The organism is Microcoleus sp. FACHB-68 (assembly GCF_014695715.1).
Taxonomy (GTDB): domain Bacteria; phylum Cyanobacteriota; class Cyanobacteriia; order Cyanobacteriales; family Oscillatoriaceae; genus FACHB-68.
On sequence record NZ_JACJOT010000009.1, the window covers coordinates 51,692 to 69,877 of the forward strand.

The 18,186-nt window shown below is 49.6% G+C and carries 11 protein-coding genes; 5 read left to right on the plus strand and 6 right to left on the minus strand.

The annotated features are described in order from the left end of the window. Positions 1 to 14 precede the first annotated feature (14 nt). Positions 15 to 1,262, minus strand: a complete 1,248-nt coding sequence (locus H6F73_RS15745) for a DUF4912 domain-containing protein (protein ID WP_190759712.1) — start codon at positions 1,260 to 1,262, stop codon at positions 15 to 17. 819 nt (positions 1,263 to 2,081) lie between these two features. Then, the gene (locus H6F73_RS15750; RefSeq protein WP_190759713.1) at positions 2,082 to 4,412 is read right to left on the minus strand and encodes an IMS domain-containing protein; all 2,331 of its coding nucleotides are present in this window, start codon (positions 4,410 to 4,412) and stop codon (positions 2,082 to 2,084) included. 448 nt (positions 4,413 to 4,860) lie between these two features. On the opposite strand from H6F73_RS15750, the gene pdhA reads away from it, so the two are divergent. Next, positions 4,861 to 5,895: a pyruvate dehydrogenase (acetyl-transferring) E1 component subunit alpha gene (gene pdhA / locus H6F73_RS15755; protein WP_190759714.1), complete on the plus strand. Its 1,035-nt coding sequence runs from the start codon at positions 4,861 to 4,863 to the stop codon at positions 5,893 to 5,895. Positions 5,896 to 6,076: 181 nt separating this feature from the next. On the opposite strand, the gene H6F73_RS15760 is transcribed toward pdhA, so the two are convergent. Next, complete coding sequence (locus H6F73_RS15760) at positions 6,077 to 7,714, minus strand: M48 family metallopeptidase (protein ID WP_190759715.1); 1,638 nt, start codon at positions 7,712 to 7,714, stop codon at positions 6,077 to 6,079. Positions 7,715 to 8,011: 297 nt separating this feature from the next. Between H6F73_RS15760 and H6F73_RS15765 the strand changes: the two genes are divergently transcribed. Next, complete coding sequence (locus H6F73_RS15765) at positions 8,012 to 8,167, plus strand: hypothetical protein (RefSeq protein ID WP_190665369.1); 156 nt, start codon at positions 8,012 to 8,014, stop codon at positions 8,165 to 8,167. A 557-nt stretch (positions 8,168 to 8,724) separates the two neighbouring features. On the opposite strand, the gene H6F73_RS15770 is transcribed toward H6F73_RS15765, so the two are convergent. After that, positions 8,725 to 8,997, minus strand: coding sequence for a hypothetical protein (locus H6F73_RS15770; protein WP_190759716.1), 273 nt, complete (start codon positions 8,995 to 8,997; stop codon positions 8,725 to 8,727). Positions 8,998 to 9,115: 118 nt separating this feature from the next. On the opposite strand from H6F73_RS15770, the gene H6F73_RS15775 reads away from it, so the two are divergent. Together H6F73_RS15775 and H6F73_RS15780 are read left to right on the plus strand one after the other, a co-directional pair. Continuing rightward, positions 9,116 to 12,490 carry a DUF1574 domain-containing protein gene (locus tag H6F73_RS15775; protein WP_242072505.1) on the plus strand — a complete coding sequence of 1,125 codons (3,375 nt, stop codon included), beginning with the start codon at positions 9,116 to 9,118 and terminating at the stop codon, positions 12,488 to 12,490. 51 nt (positions 12,491 to 12,541) lie between these two features. Continuing rightward, positions 12,542 to 14,062, plus strand: a complete 1,521-nt coding sequence (locus tag H6F73_RS15780) for an MBOAT family protein (protein ID WP_190759717.1) — start codon at positions 12,542 to 12,544, stop codon at positions 14,060 to 14,062. A 381-nt stretch (positions 14,063 to 14,443) separates the two neighbouring features. On the opposite strand, the gene H6F73_RS15785 is transcribed toward H6F73_RS15780, so the two are convergent. Together H6F73_RS15785 and H6F73_RS15790 are read right to left on the minus strand one after the other, a co-directional pair. Beyond that, entirely contained in the window at positions 14,444 to 15,268 is an 825-nt protein-coding gene (locus H6F73_RS15785) for a sulfurtransferase (RefSeq protein WP_190759718.1), read from the minus strand. A 122-nt stretch (positions 15,269 to 15,390) separates the two neighbouring features. After that, a complete protein-coding gene (locus tag H6F73_RS15790) occupies positions 15,391 to 16,839 on the minus strand; it encodes a hypothetical protein (RefSeq protein WP_190759719.1) in 1,449 nt (482 codons plus the stop codon). A 341-nt stretch (positions 16,840 to 17,180) separates the two neighbouring features. Here H6F73_RS15790 and H6F73_RS15795 point away from each other — a divergent pair, with 341 nt between their 5' ends. Next, the gene (locus tag H6F73_RS15795; RefSeq protein WP_190759720.1) at positions 17,181 to 18,074 is read left to right on the plus strand and encodes an MnmC family methyltransferase; all 894 of its coding nucleotides are present in this window, start codon (positions 17,181 to 17,183) and stop codon (positions 18,072 to 18,074) included. Positions 18,075 to 18,186: the final 112 nt, after the last annotated feature.

Here is an 18,186-nt window from a genome sequence, read left to right on the forward strand (position 1 = left end):
TCAAGCCTCTAAAATTAACCAAGCCATTCAAGAACGGCTTCGTCCTTGGTATTGGTATTGCGGCTGGGGGTTTCGCGGTTGAACTTCATGTGGATCGAGCGGGTTTGCTCGCCATCTGAGGCGACTGCCATAATCGGGTAGTCGATCAGGCCATCTTGGAAGGACATCTGGAAGCGGAAGGTGCCATCGGGATTGAGCTTAATTGGACGTCCGCCGATGGTAACGGTGGCATCGGGTTCGGTTGCGCCGTAAACAATCAGCTCAGCATCGGCAATCAGCCAGAACTGGCGAGGGCGATTGGGTGGGGCGGAAGCGGAGAAACCGGCACCGGACATCGTCATCCCGACACCAGACATGGTGAGACCAGATGCGGTCGGAACGGCCCACATCCCAACGCCAGAGGGGAAGACGTAAGAACTGATGGCAGAGAGAGGGATTTGCTGCACGGAGCCGGCAACGTGCTGCATGGAACCGAAAATCGAGCCGGCGACTCTTGCGGCTTCGGCGGTTTGAGCCATGCCGAAGATTTCGTCGTAGATCGGGTTTGCGTAGGTAGGGGCCACGCGCTTGCTGGGAGGAACCAGTTCCACGAAGGTCTTACCGCGCAAGTCTTCTTCCCAGGCGACGGAGATGAATTCATCTTCGATCCAGTCGGAGGGATAAACCGGCGGAACGTGTACCTGGGCGGAACGAGCCAGAACCAACCACCGACCATCGGCGCAGCGATAGCCGATATCAACGACATAGTCACGATCGCTGACTGGGATGGGCAAGTACCACTCGCGGGCCAGCTCATCAGAGGGATATTCTTGAATGCTGTGGGGGCTTTGGTATTCAATATTAACGTCGGTGACGTCGTAGATCCGCAGCGCTAGTTGCTGACCACCTTGCCGGCGCAGCTCTTCTTTGTGGTCGTTGGGAATATCCCAGTAAGTGTAAGCCCATTGTGGATCGCGAGGCATCAGGACAATGCGGCTTTCTCCGTAGCCGGCTGGCAGATCCGCCAGTCCTTCATCTACAGATGACAGTTCACCACCCAAGCGATCTTCTTGACCGAGTTCAAATTTTGCTGCTTCCACTTCTTCTTGCGGCTCCAGTGTGCGAGATGGACTATTAGAAATTTTGGTGCGTTGAATTTCTTGAATTGAAGCCAGCAGTTGCGATTTCCGCATACGGCTGTAGCGAGAGATACCAAATTCGCTAGCAACTTTGCGAAGTTGCCGCAAGGTCATCTCTTCTAAAGGTGGGCGTTCTTTTGCCATGAATAGGTCTCCGATAGGTTAGACGGCAGGTAGGTCGCTCCTGATTTACGAACTCATTTGCTAGGACAACATTTCCCACAGGTGAGCGCTGAAACCTTCTAAGCCTTGTCTGGTGATGGCTTGGCGATCCCTCGTGCGGGGTTTGGACAGCTGGGCTGTAACTCATCCGTGTGCCTCTGAAGGTGAATTTGTCTGGTGAATCCACATTTAGCTTGGCTTTTGGCAGCCGGTGGTTCTGAGCGCGACAGACTTTGGTTGATGGCCCTTTGAGTTAAGTGTGATTGAGTCAGTCAACTTCAACCCGACACGCCGGCATTGCTTTGCCAAACTCTTTAGGCTATTTTCTTTATCCTTCGCGTCCTCGCTTTGCGAGTCGAGTTTGGCCGAGGCTACAGCCACACCACTGTCTGTAGTTCCAAACCTATCTCCGTGATGAATGCTAAAAAATAGCATTTCTTTGGGATCGCGGGGATCGCTTTGTTAACCTATATGTTGCAGAAAAGTCCTAGTCTGGTCAAGGGGCTAGACGGCTGTTTATAAGCACAATTACGGATTTACAGGAAAAATGGGGATCACTTTGTCATGAAACGATGACATTTGGAAAATCCAAGGGCCAGCTTTCAGGTTTTATGTCAAGATTTCATGACAAAGTGAGTCCAAAAAGCTTCAGCAACACGGAAAATGCCTAATAAAAAACAGAAGCGTGAAAAGCCGGCAGATCCCTCTGCTCCCTCTTCACGCTTCTGTTTTCCTTAATCCTAGTCCCTAGTCCCTAGTCCCTATGCCCAATGCCCTATGCCCTATGCCCCATGCCCCAACTTACTTCACAACCCAATCTTGGATACGCCACTGGCCATCTTTGCGAACCAAATTATACCGAACCCCAAACTTGTCATCGCGTGAGTCTATCTGCTTGCCACCCTCAAATAACTTAGCGGCTTCAGTGACTTCAGCATCAACTTTGGCTAGATTCGGATCGTTCTGGTCCATTTGCACCGATTGAACATTGAGACTTTGTTGGTACTGGTAGTAGGAATTACTTTGCTGGGTTTCCCTCGCCCATTGCTGCCATTTTGATAAAGCAGGACCCGTCAATATTTGCTCTAACTGCTCGACTTTATGCTCTGGCCCTAAAGCGTCTGCTTTCGTGGTGAACCATTTTTGAATCACTTGCTCGGCAAGGGAATCGGAAAGTGGGCCGGTGGTGGCGAGTGCGTTGCTATTAGGGTCGGGAATTGGCACCGGCGGCTGATGTAGCTCCAATAAGGGTTGCTCTCCTTGCAGTGCAGGACCAGACAAACGACCCAATTGATCAGCGATCCAACCCAAGGTTCTGGCACTGAGAAACCCAAGAACGAGCAGAGCGAGCAGTGTGAGCAACGCCAGTCCAATCAGCCGCTCTACTTTAACAGAGCGCAGTAGCTTTCCAGAGGAACGCTGCCAGCCTCTTAGAGATCGGTTGCTTCGCCGTTCTTCGGTTTCTGCTGCCGGTCGAGCGACAGTTGCCACCGGCACCCGTGCTTTTTCATCAGGCCGAAGCCGTCCCTGCCGGCGTTCCGAATTGACCTCAGTGGACGGAAGTGTTGCAGCCGGTTCACTCTGGAGGGGTTCGCCTGAGTTTGCCCCAGAGCCATTTAAGGCAGGAGAAGCACTGCGTTGTGCTTCACGCAGGGGGGGCGGTGGAGCCGGCTCCGCACTGCCGCTGACGGCACTCGACACCGTTGTCGGGCCGGTTGAGGCTGAAGACAAGGTTGCCATAGCAGTCCGCGAGGCAATTGTCGCCACCGGCTCCCATTGTGTCAGCGGTTTGGCCTCCATTTTCTTAGGCGTGGGACTTAGCTGAGTTGTCACGGGAAACCATTCATTGCTAGCTTCTTCTTCCTCAGCCGGCAGGGATTCTAAATACGCTTGAACCCGCTCATCGGCAAAATAATCTTTCAGCAATGCTTGTTGATTCGCCAAGTCTCGGAAGTGGGGAAACACTTCTTCTTGCAACCAACGCTCTCCATACAAACAAAGACCGGGCAACAAGTCTGGAGCATTCTGAGACTGTTTGCGAATAAAATCCAGGGTTTCGTACTCTTGGCTGAGTTCTAAAGCTTGAGACGCTTCTTCAGTTTGCCCCAGCAGCAGTGCACAAATCGCTTGTTCTAGATGCACATCCTGACGCTTGCCCAACCGCATCAGCATCAGTTTCGCCTGACGAATCAAAATCGGCTGTCTTTGGGCAAATCCCCGCGCAATCAGGGCGTATACTGCCAGGTAAGTCGCCACAGCGGAAGGCCGTCTTGCCTCTACTTCAAATAAACTTTGCTGTTCTGCTACGGTTAAATAAGAGCGCAATTGCTGAACAAAACGCAAGAAGTCATCAACACTTAAGCCGGACTCGTCCGTGCCGTTGCCGTCAATCCCGCCCCGCTCTTGCAGCATATCTCGCAACAGATGCAAGCCTCTGCGCCGCTCAACAACATATTCGTCGCTCAGCTCTAGCAATTCCATAATCCGGTAGGGGCGAAGCTTGTAGAGGTCAGCTTGCATTTCCCCACGCACGTTCGGAAATAAACCTTCTTTTAACAGCAGTTCTTGGCCGGTTTCCAGGGAGACGGCTGCGTTTTCATACTGACCTTGCTGCCATTGTTCCCGACCGAGTTCTAAGCAAGCCAGTGATACCGTTAATATGATGTCTGGCCCAACGAGCTGGGGTTCTCCAAACCGGCCTACCTTTAAGCCGAAGCGGCCACTACTGAGGGAGGGTTGACTGAGCTTGAGAACCAGTTCATATTCCCCCAGTTCTTGCAGGATCAGCAAAGCACCCACAAATTGCTTATCTTCAATCTCAATGCTAGGAGTATGAAGATCCGTTTGGGTGTGTGGGGAGTCTCCCCCTGCTGCCGGTGGTTCACCCAAGCCGTTAGAATCTAAATCATAGGTTTTGGCCAGAAAGCTCGCATCGTAAGCTTGACGCTGGTCTGGCTCACTGAGTATGGCATAAGCTTCGTCGATGAGTTGCTTACGAGCCAAGATCGCCACTTCAGAATACTCCCGTCGCGGTAGCTGTAGGGAGCGATCACGATGAGCCTGTTGCAACTGTTCAGCGGTTGCCTGAATCGGTAAGCCGAGAATCCGGTAATAGTCGAGTGGGATTCGCACAGTCCTCTTCCCCAGCAGTGAGCCACTAAATTGATCTATATTATCGAGGCGTTAATCATTAAAATAGCTGAGTTCCCATAATTTTTTGGAGATGGTGCCAGCGGTTTCGTCTCCACATAAGTACAAGATCCCTTTCCCTCCAAGATAATATAAGTTTTGACAATTTAGCAGATTGGTGGGTTCAATTCGCTTATCCGTAGTCTAAACTACAACTTGCCTCTGAAAAATCGCCAGAGTTTGATTGTTGGCCCATGACGTGACCCATAACTCACCGCAACGGCGGCTAGCGCACAGAAGGCAGTAATTTTTAAGCGGTTACCAGGTAAGGAGAGGGATGGATCGGGAAATTTGTCTCAATTCCGTGTGTTCAGATTCAGCTTAAGTGCTGGAATTAAGGCTATTTTGACAAAACCAGTTTTGAGTATAGTTGCCAGGGGACAAACAATCAATGATTCAGGAACGGACTTTACCGGCATTTGATACAAGTTCAGTACAAATCACCAAAGAAGAAGGTTTGGTGCTGTACGAAGACATGATTCTAGGGCGTTTTTTTGAAGACAAATGCGCCGAAATGTATTACCGGGGCAAAATGTTTGGGTTTGTCCACCTCTACAATGGCCAAGAGGCTGTTTCTAGCGGCATCATCAAGGCAATGCGCCGTGATGAGGATTATGTCAGCAGCACCTATCGCGATCACGTTCATGCGCTGAGTGCTGGGGTGCCGGCAGCCGAGGTGATGGCAGAGTTATTTGGCAAGGCGACGGGTTGCAGCAAGGGACGGGGCGGTTCCATGCATATGTTCTCTGCCGAACATCGGCTGCTGGGTGGCTACGCGTTTGTGGCTGAGGGAATCCCTGTAGCAACTGGCGTAGCGTTGCAAACCAAGTACCGGCGTGAGGCGATGGGTGATGCCAATGCCGATCAGGTAACGGCTTGCTTCTTTGGAGATGGTGCCTGCAATAACGGTCAATTTTTCGAGTGCTTAAATATGGCGGCACTGTGGAAACTGCCGATTTTATTTGTGGTGGAAAATAATAAGTGGGCGATTGGGATGTCTCACGAACGGGCAACTTCTGAACCAGAGATTTATAAGAAAGGTGCTGCGTTTGGGATGCCGGGGATTGAGGTAGACGGCATGGATGTGCTGGCAGTCTATTCAACGGCTAAAGAGGCGGTAGCCCGTGCCCGTGCCGGTGAGGGTCCAACTTTGATTGAGGCGCTGACTTATCGCTTCCGGGGTCACTCTCTAGCCGATCCGGATGAATTGCGCTCGAAGGAAGAAAAAGAATTTTGGTTTCCCCGCGATCCGATCAAACGGTTAGCGGCTTACCTAACTGAGCAAAATCTGGCAACCCAGGACGAACTCAAGGCAATTGAGAAGAAGATTCAAGGGGTTGTGGATCATTCGGTGAAGTTTGCTGAGGAAAGTCCGGAACCTGAGCCGAGTGAGCTTTACCGCTTTATTTTTGCTGAAGATGAGTAAGTAATTCAGCAGAGGTAAACCGAAGTAAATCGCTTTGCCGGCTCGCTCATACAGTTTGTTGAAAAAATAGGGGCATACGAATTGCCCCTATTTTTCTGTGAATTTATCAACAAAATTGCCGATTTCTAACTTTCTTCTTCTGCCTTTAACCAATAGCAATCAACCGGCATGAAAAGGTTCATTAATTGTTTGCTTCAGTACGTGCGGTTGGTTCTTCCTTTTTCTCTCCGTCTGGATTTCTTCCCTTTAATAGTTTTTCTACCCGCGCCTTTACTTGAGCGTGTCGCGTCACTCCCTCGTAGGCATATCGGTTATAGCCATTACGCTGAATAAGGGTTGCTAGATAATTAATCCGCTCTTTTGTACCGGGGTGCGTGGAGAGGAAACTTAGGAAATTGCTGTCGTCTCCCTTTTCTTCTTTGAGTGTCACCATTAAGTTGTATAAGCCATCAGACGCGTAGCCGGCGGCAACTAAGAGTCTAGTGCCGAGAATATCAGCCTGACGCTCTTGATCGCGGCTGTAGTCGAGCATCAGCAGATCCGTTAGTGGGCCACCGAGGGGGATAAACTGGGTAATGTTAGCGAGTAAGCTTCCTTCGGTGACGCGTTGAAATCCGTGAGAGAGGATGGCGTGGGCTAATTCATGAGTTAGCAAGCCGGCTAATTCTGCTTCAGAGTTGGTGTTTAAAATGACGCCGGCATTAACAAAAACCTTACCCCCTGGTAAAGCAAAAGCATTCAGGTCTTTGTCTTTTACAACATAAAATTCATAGTTAAAATCACGACCACTTAAATTAGCCAATTTTTGGCCAAGGTCATTAATATAACTGACAACAACTTCGTCTTCGACTAACTCTAAATCGCGTTTCGCTGAGCCGGCAATTCGCTCTCCTAAAGCCGATTCACCTTCGATTAGTAAAGCAGTTGTCTGAACAGCAGAGAAGGCGGTGAGGGGGTTGCCGGTGACTGCGAAGCTAATTGCACCTAGTAACCCATTTGCGATGGCATTGCCGGTTAATTTCTCCCGCAAATCTGAGCGAAAGCGTTTCAAGTTGGTTTCTGCAAGTTCGGTAAACTCAGTAGCTTGCGGATGATCGGGGTTGAGCAAGGCAAACTGACGCGCTGCGACGGATGCTTCTAACCATTTTCCGCTATCTGCAAGGGCGCTAATTCTACCTTTAAGCAAATCTGGATGATCGGGGTACAGCGTGTTTGCGCGTTCGAGAACTTCGAGGTATTCTTTGGCGTTGCCGTACTCTTTGAGTGCCTGGGCGTAAAGTAAATGTCCTGGGATGAATTCGGGAGATTGCTCAACTAAAAGCTTCAGGGGAACTAAAATTCGGGTTGCTAGCTTCTGCTGGAAGCCGGCTTGGGCTTCGCGCCAATAAACTCTGCCGGCAGGTGAAAGTAATTCTGGATCAGTAATTGCTTCGGGGCGCTTTTCACTGCCGAGTTCCTGTATTTCTTCAGGAAATGGACGTTTTGCTGTCCGGTATAGATTAGCAGCCGCTGAGATATCGCCGGCGAGGTAAAGTCTGTCGGCTTCTGCAAGAATCTGCAACCGGCTGCTTTTTTCGTCTGATTCTGCTGTGTCTGCCGGTTCTGGGTTGCCGGCTGCTTCTGGCGTTTCCTGAGTTTGTGAGGTGTCGGCTGCTTCTGGCGTTGGCGGTATTTGAGCTATTTTTTTGGGAATGCCTATCGTTGCCGGTTCAGGGACGCTATAAGCTTGATTTTCGGTGACTGAAGGTTGTGCTACAGCAGCGGATGGCAGCAAGACAAGGCTAAGGGCAATTAGCAGAGAATTCCAGACTGGTTTCATAACAGCTACCCGATCTGTGTTTCTAACTAATCTACTCAAATTTCCTAACTTGTGTGTCTGTGCCGGTTTTGAATTCAGTCACGTCTGACAATGATGATTCGCGCTAATTTCGCGCAATTGCGGTAGAGATCGCAACAGGCGACTTCTCCCATTTTTTTTAATAAAAATTCCCATGCCGGCATCCCCTCTTGTTCCGGACAATCCTAAAGTGAAACGTTCATAATAGAACTGGTGCCGGCCTCTCAATCATCGGGTGCGGCAACCTCAAAACATCTTAAAACTCAAAGGGTAAATATCATGAAACTCATTGGTTGCCTACTCACCAGTATTCGCAAATGCTTGGGCTTGCTATTCATCTTATGGGGAAGCATTCCCACCTTACTGATCCCTGGAATTGGGCTATTTCTCGGTTTGCCTTTCCTGCTCATCGGCGGCATCTTGCTCGCTTGTTGAAGCGAAACGATTGCGGCAAGTGCTGAGTTAACTGTAATCCCCTAAAAACGATTTGAGCCTAACCGAGGGCGGTTAGGCTCGAAAGAAAATCAGAGACAGATTGTTCAAAAATTAAACCAAAGAAGACGGAACGTTACGAGTGAAAACAGTCAATTACTAGGGTGGACAACTTTCGTAGGGATTCCAGACAGGGGACATCGGGTCTAGCCCCATCAACAACGAATTTTTTTCTCACTCCTTTGCTGCTCGATACTAACGTTTAACACTCTTTTTGATGTCCACTATTAAATTAACATAGGCTTGGCTCTTAGTAATAATGAGTTTACTAAAGTTTACATTTTCGCCTATTCCTAATAGAGTCCTGAGTCCTGAGTCCTGAGTCCTGAGTGGAAGAGGGGATGAGTTAAGGGATGAGGTATTTCTTTCTCTTCCCATGCCCCATGCCCCTACCTTTAGGTTGGCGAAGCCTTGACCCATGCCCCATGCCCTATGCCCCTACCTTTAGGTTGGCGAAGCCTTGACCCATGCCCCATGCCCCATGCCCCATGCCCTATGCCCTAATCCTCAGATTCCTCCGGAGCGGAAGTTGGGGCGGTGGGAAAATTCAGCACCGGCAACCGATCTCCTCGAAACACTTCCTCACTCGCTTGACCAAGTTCGCGCATCAATGAAGAGATCGCTTTGCCTCCCCACAAGCCAAGTAAAACCGGCACGGTTCCCAAGCTCAACAGCACATCCACGGGAGCGTTTGCCGCATCTGGAGAGGTTGGCCGATTGTTAGAGGTGTCAAATTGATGAGTTTCTGATAGGGTTTGGCTAGATAATGACATCGGTGCCTCCAAAAACGTGATGGTGGGAACAACATAAAGGCACTTACGCCTTTATCATCAACTATGCCAAAACGTAGGGCGGGTGTGCTATTTCTAGGGAGCGAGATGACGAGCAACTATGACGACGCTGATGTTGAATGTGGATGAGCGAGTCGGGGTGGGCAGCGGGCCAACCCTAGCCGAGTGGGCATCGAGCGCACTGGGGCTTCCAGATGTGCGGGTGCAAGTACGGCTGCGCGGGAATAATTTATACCTTCTGTGTGAGGGATCTCCCTGTCCGGATGTGGCAATTGCAGTGACTCGGTTCGCCCAGGCACTCGCCCATAACTCTCTAGAAACCCTCAGCCCTCCGGAGCAACCCCGGATCTATCAAGTATTTTTATCGGGTCGGGAAGTTGGCCATAACCGGCCTGATTGGACGGTGCGACTTGATCCCACTCAGCTGGATCGGCATTTAGAGCCGGCGAGTCCATCTAAAGTGCCTCAGCCTGAACCTCCAACTCTGACGCCGGCGCAACCGACTTTTAGCACCGTGCCGGTTGCAGTTCCACCGGCAGCAGAAAAGCGGGGGATCGTCGCAGCAGTGCAACCCCTCAGCGTCTCAGTGCCTCAGCGCCTCATACAAGCCCCTTCTAGCCCTGAAAGTCTGGCTAACCAGCATTTGGCACGATCTGGGAACCCAGATGCCATCGCCCGTTATCTCAGCGAAACCCTAAGTGCTTTAGGGGTTGCGGTGAAGGTTTCAGCCAGAGATATTCAAGATGCCGGGGCGGCGGAAGCAAGCGAAGGGCACAACAGAGGCAATGCCTCCGCCCAAAATACTAAGCGTCTTTGGGTGTGTTGCGAGTCTGCCTACAGTCCCGATCCCTCATTGCTTGCGGAACCGATCGCCCAGCGATTACGAAACTTATTAGAAAAGCGGGAAGGGATCTCTCTCCAAGGATTTCGAGATGCGGTAATCGTCGGTCAGGTTAGCGGTGAAGCTAGACCGGAGTGGATGCTGCGTGTGGATATGACGCCGCCAGAGGAGATGCTGAAGGCGTGGGCGTGTTGGGGTGATGTACAAGCCATCGCCTTGCTGATTGACCGCGCTTTAGCGAATCAGGGGATTGCGGTGCGGGCGGTGCTGAAGGAGGCAACGCTGCATCTGTTTTGCAGCCGGCAGCCTTCACGGGCCGGCAGCACTCAAAACGCTGGGGAAAGTGCCGCTGAGGCAAGTGGATCGACACCCGATAAACGGCAGTGTGTGGCTGCAATTAAGCCGGTTTTAGAAAGCATTGCCCCTCAAGGAATTCAGGCTGCAACGATTTATGGGGTAGACAGTTCCCAGTCTTTAAATCCTCAGTGTGCTGTTTCACCCAAAACTCAGGGTTTGGGGCTGAGTGCAGAAGAAACACCCGTTTGGATTGATTGGGTGAATTTAGCTGCCACCCAGCATCCCGCTTTAGCTGAGTCAGCTTTAGATTTAGCGAAGCGAGGAGATCGCGGGGCGCTGACGTTTGTCCTCGACCGGCTGATTCATCCTAATTTGAATGCCAAGCTGGCTACCGGCGGGATTCATCTGTCGATTTTGCACAAAGACGACTTGCTGCACGTGATCAGCGATGCCCCCGTGTGTCCGCCACAAAGTCGGGTTGGCCCTCCGATCGCTAAGTTACTACGCCAGCTGCAAATTCCGGAAATTTCCGGGGTGCGGGTGTACGGACGACGTGCCGGCCAGAAAAAGCCTTTGTGGCGCTACGGTGCTGATTTTGTGGGGCGCTACGGCGCAGCACCAGAAGCGGCACCAGAGTTTGCGGCTTCGGTTGCGGAAGGGGCGGAATTGCTGCCGCAACCAGGCGATTTAGTTTTGCGCCCTGCTTTCAAACCGAGCGAAGAGAAAGCCGGTTTGGCTGGGATGGGTCAAGGCATCGGTCACGTTCTGCAACAGCTGTTGATTCGAGCGCAACTGTTCAGCCCCAGCAACCAGTTAGCAAATCAAGCGACACCTCACGGGGCTTGGGTGGCGCTTGTTTGGGGAACACTGGGACTGCTTCTGGCGCTACAGGCAGATTGGGTGATGGGGCAGCTAGTACGGGATACAAAGCTGTCTCCGGTTCGCGAAGCGCAGTTGAACCAGGTATTTCAAGAGGCGCTGTCTAAGAAGCCGGTTGCGGATGAAGAGGGCAAAGTCCCAACAAGAGTGTCCCTGGATCTGCCCCAAGTTTCTCTGCCGAAATCGAGAAAGGACGATCAGTCCGTTTTTAACGTGTCTGGCTTTACGCAGCGGGGAAGCGAACAGCTGACGATTGCCGGCAAATGTCAGGTAGATGCCGGCGGCCTAGATCCAGAGCGCTGTATTCTGGAATCTTTGTCTTACCCCAGCTTTAATAGCCGGCAGTTAGATGAACATCTGCTGCGCTACCAGCAGTATTTGGCTGATTCGGGAACGCCAGATATTTTGATTGTGGGGAGTTCACGGGCGCTGCGGGGCATTGATCCGGCAGCCTTACAAAAAACATTAGCTGCACAAGGCTATCCAAATGTCAAGATATTTAACTTTGGCATCAACGGAGCCACCGCGCAAACGGTCGATGTTCTGATTCGCCAGATTTTGCGCCCAGACCAACTGCCCAAAATGATTTTGTGGGCGGATGGGGCGCGGGCGTTTAATAGCGGTCGGGTGGATGTGACTTACAACGCGATTGTGGCTTCCGAAGGGTATAAGCAACTGGCTGCCGGCAAACACCCGATCTCCAATGCCGATGGGGAAACCGGCTCTAGCGCATCCAATTCTGCTGCGCCGGCTTTAGACGCCGCCTCTCAAGCGTATGATAAGTTCTGGACGTCGAGTTACGACGAGATGAGTGAGTGGTTCAGCCAAAAGCTGGCTACCGTCTCTGCGACTTATCCGCAACGCGATCGGCTGAAAAGGCTGGTGCAGCAACAGCTCGCAACGAACCTTAAGCTGCAAGGCGTGACGCGTCAGCCCCTGGTTGCCTCTACCAAAGGCGCTGACTCCCCAGAGACGACAGGTGCAGATGAGATGCACTCTGTCGGCACGATTGATGCGAACGGCTTCATGCACCTGCCGGTGCGCTTCAATCCAGCAATTTACTATCTCAAACATCCCAAAGTCCCCGGCAATTATGATGCTGATTACGAATCTTTTCAGCTCACAGGCCGGCAAACTTCTGCCCTAAGAAATCTGGTGCAATTTACCCAGTCCCGCGATATTACCTTAGCCTTCGTCAACCTGCCTTTGACTGAAGATTATTTAGATCCTATTCGTAACGCTTACGAACAGGAATTTCAACAGCAAATGTTGCGTCTGTCTATGGAAGAAAAATTTATCTTCCGAGATTTATCTGGACTGTGGCCAACTCAAAACGAACACTTTTCAGATCCTAGCCACCTAAACCGTTTTGGTGCCCACGAAGTGTCACAACGCGTGGCTAAAGATCCCATGATTCCCTGGCCGATGCCTAATGAAGAATTGAGAATTCAGAATTAAAAATTCAGCACTTGATCTTCCCTGCTTTATTCTTCATCCTTCATTCGTCAGATGGAATTTCTCTCACTTCCTTACGCCTTATTTCTTCTCAGCTTCCTCGGCGTTTATTGGACGGTTCAGCAACAGCGCTGGCGTCTCTGGGTGATCTTAAGCGCTAGTTTGGTATTTTACGCCTCGCTGCAATTTCAATATATTCCATTGCTGTTGGTCAGCATTCTGATTAACTTCCGCTTTGGACGCGCACTCAACGCAAAAACATCTAAACACCGGCAGTCTTTAGATGAAAATATTTCAGATCATGAAGACTTGCAAGTTGCTCAAGCAAATTGGAGTCCCCGGCGTCTGGCAATTTTGTGGCTTGGCATTTTCTTAAATGTTTTGGTGCTGTTGAGCTTCAAGTACGTGCCTTTTTTATTAGAATCTGCCGGCACTTTGTTGAAATTGCCAGAAGCGGGGCAAAGTGCCGGTTGGTTCCGCACCCATATTTTTGCGCCCTTGGGGCTGAGTTTTTTCACATTTGAGTGTCTTGCCTATCTCATTGATGTTTATCGGGGTGCGCCGGCAAGCCAGCAATTACTGCAGTTTGCCGCCTACAAGTTTTTCTTTCCTAAACTAATTTCCGGCCCAATTACCCGATATCATCATCTAACCACCCAGCTACAAACCCTAAAGTTTCCCTCTGCTGAACGCGTGACGGAAGGACTTTGGTTAATTGCCTCTGGGGCAGTAAAAAAAGGATTACTTGCTGATCGCTTAGCGATTCTTGTTAATCTGAGTTTCGAGAATTTGCAACGCGCCGGCAGTGGTGATATCTGGTTAGCAACCCTCGCTTATGGGTTGCAACTTTATCTTGATTTTAGTGGCTATGTAGATATCGCCCGTGGCAGTGCAATGCTGATGGGATTAAACCTGCCAGAAAATTTTGACTTTCCCTACTTCAGCACTAGCATTGCGGATTTTTGGCGTCGCTGGCACATTACTTTAGGAGATTGGCTTCGCAACTACCTTTACTTTCCCCTGGGTGGCTCACGCAAAGGTTTAGACCGTACTTGTCTGAATTTATTAATTGTGATGTTAATTGCCGGCATTTGGCACGGTGCTGCCTGGGGTTTTGTTGTCTGGGGTTGGATTCACGGTGTCGCTTTGGTGATTCACCGGCTGACAGAAGCCCTATCAAATCGGTTGCCACTTCTCAAACGCTGGTGGCAAAGCATCCCCGGTGTACTAACTGCATGGTTACTGACTCAGGCAATGGTTTTTACCGCTTGGATCTGGTTCCGACTTCCCGATTTGAGATATTCAAGTTGGGCAATTCAGCATCTTTGGGGACACGCGGCTGATATCCAGTTTACCCAGAAGGTTTACCTAGAAACGATGGGTTTAGATCGCTTGCAAATCTCTATGCTCCTGGGTGCTTTAGTTGCAGCGATGGCACTCTCTTATTTAATCAATCGAACTCTCAAATTAGAGTTAAATTGGCCTGTGAAAATTTTGTTGGTGCCGCTGTGTTTCTTCGCGGTGGCGCTACTTGCCCCCGATGGCACCCCACCGTTTATTTACTTTGATTTTTAGTAAGATTTGGAGTCCGAGATCAGGGGATTTTAGGTATGCCGGCACATCCCCTCTCTTCTTTTCCCCACAGAAAGCAACCGCCTGCCGGTAGAAAATGGCCCTTAGTTCCGGCTTGAAAATCTCAAACTCCAAATCTCTATCCCAAAATTGGTATAATTTCCGAATAAACCATTTTTGGCAAGATTTTCCCTTATATTTTTGTACTATATCTTTTTTTAGAGAATATTTATACAAATGCAGTAAAGAATTTTAGACAACTGCATTACTTTGTAATAAATTCTGCGAAAATAGGCTAGGAAGAGGCAACAGAAATCATCGGCAAGAAAGATCACGCCTAAATTTCTATTCCCTAATCCCCTCATTCTCGGCCTCAACTTCCCTTCAAACTTGATAAGAACACCAGTCGCTCCAACTGCCGGCATAAAGTTTGCCTGTTGGGATGCCGGCCATTTCCAGGGAGAGCAAATTCACGCAAGCCGTGACACCGGAGCCGCAGTAGACAATAATTTCCTTCGCTTGCGTCCCCTCCACCCACCGGCGCTTTTGCTCAGAAGCCGACAGCCCCCGACCTTGATCGTCTGTAACCGCTTGCCAGGGATAGTTAACAGCGCCAGGAATGTGGCCGGCAATCGGGTCAATCGGTTCTCGCAAACCGTTGTAGCGATCCGGCTCACGGGAATCTACCAGCAAAACCCCCGGCAAATCTTTGTGGGCTTTGACATACTCAATATCCACCACCCGTTCCTGTTGGGGTACGGGCACAAACGCTGCCGGCTTGGGAACCGGCACTTCAGCCGTGACGGGATAACCAGCCGCTTGCCAGCCGGTGAAGCCCCCATCCAATACCGCAACTCGGTCGTGCCCTAAATAGCGCAGCAGCCACCACAGGCGCGAAGCAAAAGCAAATTTAGAATCATCGTAAGCAACAACAAAAGTTTCTTGAGAATTAATGCCGGTCGCTGCCAGCGTGTTTGCCAACTTGAGCGGATCGGGCAAGGGATGCCGGCCACCGTGGCGACCAACAGGGCTGGAAAGATCCCGGTTGAGATCCAAGTAAAACGCTCCGGGAATGTGATTAGCGGTGTATTGCTGTTGCCCTAGTTCTGGATCGGCGAGGGAAAAGCGACAATCGACGATCACCAGAAGTGGATCGTCTAGGTGTTCGGCTAACCACTGGGGGGAAACGAGAAAATCAGCGTCATTCATTGGCTCACAAACTGCAAAGAAGGGCTGTTGATATTTTTGCAGAGGTGGGAAAATTGCAAAAGTGCGTGAGTCAGGGCATAGCATGGCCGCAGAAAAACTCTACTTTGAGCGATGCCTCGACTTTATCGGAGGCGAGTTGCTGCTGCTTTCTGAGCGTAGGCAAGATTTTCCTGGTACTCAATTGCTTTTTGCTGTGCCACCGCATAGTTGGGACTAGATGCCGGCACTGCTTCCATCAAGGCACTTGCCTGTCGCCACTGACTGACAACTAAATTCCACTCATCCTGAGATTTAGCTGATTTAGAGAGTTTTACCGCATTCTGCGCCTTAGTCATTGCCACTGGGAAGGGATCAAGTTGAGGCATTTGCGGCGGCGCTTTCAACAGAATTTTAGAAGGTGTGGCAACTGCCGGCGCGTAGGGAACCGGCAAGGGAGTTTCACCGGGAATCGGTTTAGGCATTATCGGGTTAGAGGGCACTTGCGCCGGCTTCTGGGACACCACCGGCATCGCTTGTCTGCCTTCGGGCCATTTAGAAGATAAAGCAATTCCGGATGCCACCACCACGGCAAACAAACTCACCAGCAGTCCTTTTGCCAGTTGTTTCGGCGTAAAATATCGCCGAATCAGGCACTCAACTTGGTAAAGATAAGCCGCGATTGCAAACCAGATTACCAGCCAAGGTCTAAGTGCGAACCCATCTTTCCCCACCATGATCACGCCACGACCGCTGACATCCCAAAAGTTTTCAACACTGTCAAAAATCTCCCATGCCCTGTATCCAAATTCACGTCCAATACAACTACTGATATCCTCACTTCCCGCACCTCCTAAGCTGCACTTTAAGACAAAAAAAGCAGCAAGACTGTTTAAAATAATTAAAAAAGATAAACCGATAATAAATGTACCGTAAACTCCCTCCCACAATCCTTTAAAATAAAGAATTACTTTAGATAAATATGAAGATTTTTCTGACCGAACAACCGCATCTAAAAAATGATAAAATAAACTAAAGCATAAAGTCGGCAATAAAACCCAATATCCCGCAAAAATTACCAAAACATCATGGCTGCTAATCAGTGCAGATGAGGTAATAATATTTAACCTAAACACGATTAAACTGGTGAGAGGAAACGCAATTAAAAGTAACCCCAGCGCTCTCAACCAAGAAATTGGATAGGGAAACCATGCCGGCCATCGTCTTTTCTTAAGTTTAATCGAGTTTTGATCAACAGATTTCAGTTCTTCGCTTGTTGGCTGAAAATTTTTATCATTCTGACTTTTTAAAACGATAACTTCTGCCCAAGCTGGAGAATCATCCCCAATCTTTATTCCATAAACTTCGATAAATTCAACAAATTTAATTTCCCATTCCATCATCATTTGACGAATGAAATCTAGAGATGAATTTGGATCAGGAACTTGATCGGATTCCAGCATCACTTGCAAACAATTATCCTTCAAAACTGCCCTTGCAGTAATGCCGGTGTCGTGAAGAAGATAATTGATTAGAGAGGCGATGGCTTCTGCATTCCCCGAATCGGGAAGTTCTACAGAATTAAAATGCGTCATAGTGACTAGCAGAATTTTTCATCAAGAACATTATTAAAACTCAAAAGCACAAATATTTTTCTTTAAAAAGGCAGACAATCCGTGTAAAACTCATAAAAAGCACTTGAGTCGTTGCAAACCGGCCTTCTGGATCGGTTTTGAGTCCCTCGCCTCCAGAATGGGAACGCCGAATGAAAGTCTTCACAGAGTCCGTCCGTTCGCTGAATTGCCACTAAATAATAAAACTTAACCGGACTAACTCCACACTTCACCGGCATCCAAAGATTCTGCCGGCCACTGTTTAGAGTCAGTCATTAATGGTAAGAGGTCATAAGTCAAGAGTAAAGAATAACTGACAAACGATGCAAGACACTGAAAACTTTACCCCACAACTCACCGCTGACGGTTCCTTCACCTTTTTCTCAGCAGAATTTGGCCAAACTTTTCACTCTCATTTTGGAGCACGGCAAGAAGCTGAACTTAAATTCACGCAACCGCTACAGCTTGCCCATAAAGCCCAAGAACCCGTGTTGCGGCTGCTGGATATTTGTTACGGACTCGGCTATAACACCGCCGCTGCTTTAGCCACGATTTGGGCCGTTAATCCTAACTGTCGCATCGAATGGATCGGACTGGAATTAGACCCCGTTGCGCCCAAAGCTGCGATCTCACATGATCTGCTCAACCAGTGGCCGGCACCGATTCCTCAACTTTTAACCCAACTTGTTGCATCTTGCCAAATTGAAACAGACCGTCTGCAAGCACAATTGCTGATCGGTGATGCCCGACAAACGATTCAGCAGGTCTGCCGGTCGGGTTTCCAAGCAGATGCGGTTTTCCTTGATCCCTTCTCCCCACCCAGTTGCCCTCAGTTATGGACTGTGGAATTTTTAAGTTTAGCGGCAAACTGCCTCCACCCCCTTGGCTTAATCGCAACTTATTCGTGTTCAGCCGCCGTTCGCGCCGCTTTAATCAGCGCCGGGTTGCAAATCGCCTCAACTTCGCCCGTAGGCCGGCGCTCACCCGGTACAGTGGCAGGGAAAAATGATTTACCCCTGGCAATCGAGACTTCCGCAGATTTACTGGGTTTGTCTCAACAAGAGCGGGAACACTTGCAAACTCGTGCGGCGATCCCCTACCGTGATCCCCATCTGCATGACTGCGCGGCAACCATTATTGGGCGGCGTCAAATTGAACAGCAGGCATCTTCTTTAGAACCCACATCCCATTGGAAAAAACGCTGGTCTATTTCCTGAGTTTCTTTGAGAAACTAGAATTTATTTTGTATAAATGTAACAGAAGTTTAAAAAAACGGGCACATAAGCAGTCTCTTGTGCGAATTTAGAAGAAAGAAACTTAAACTTTAGC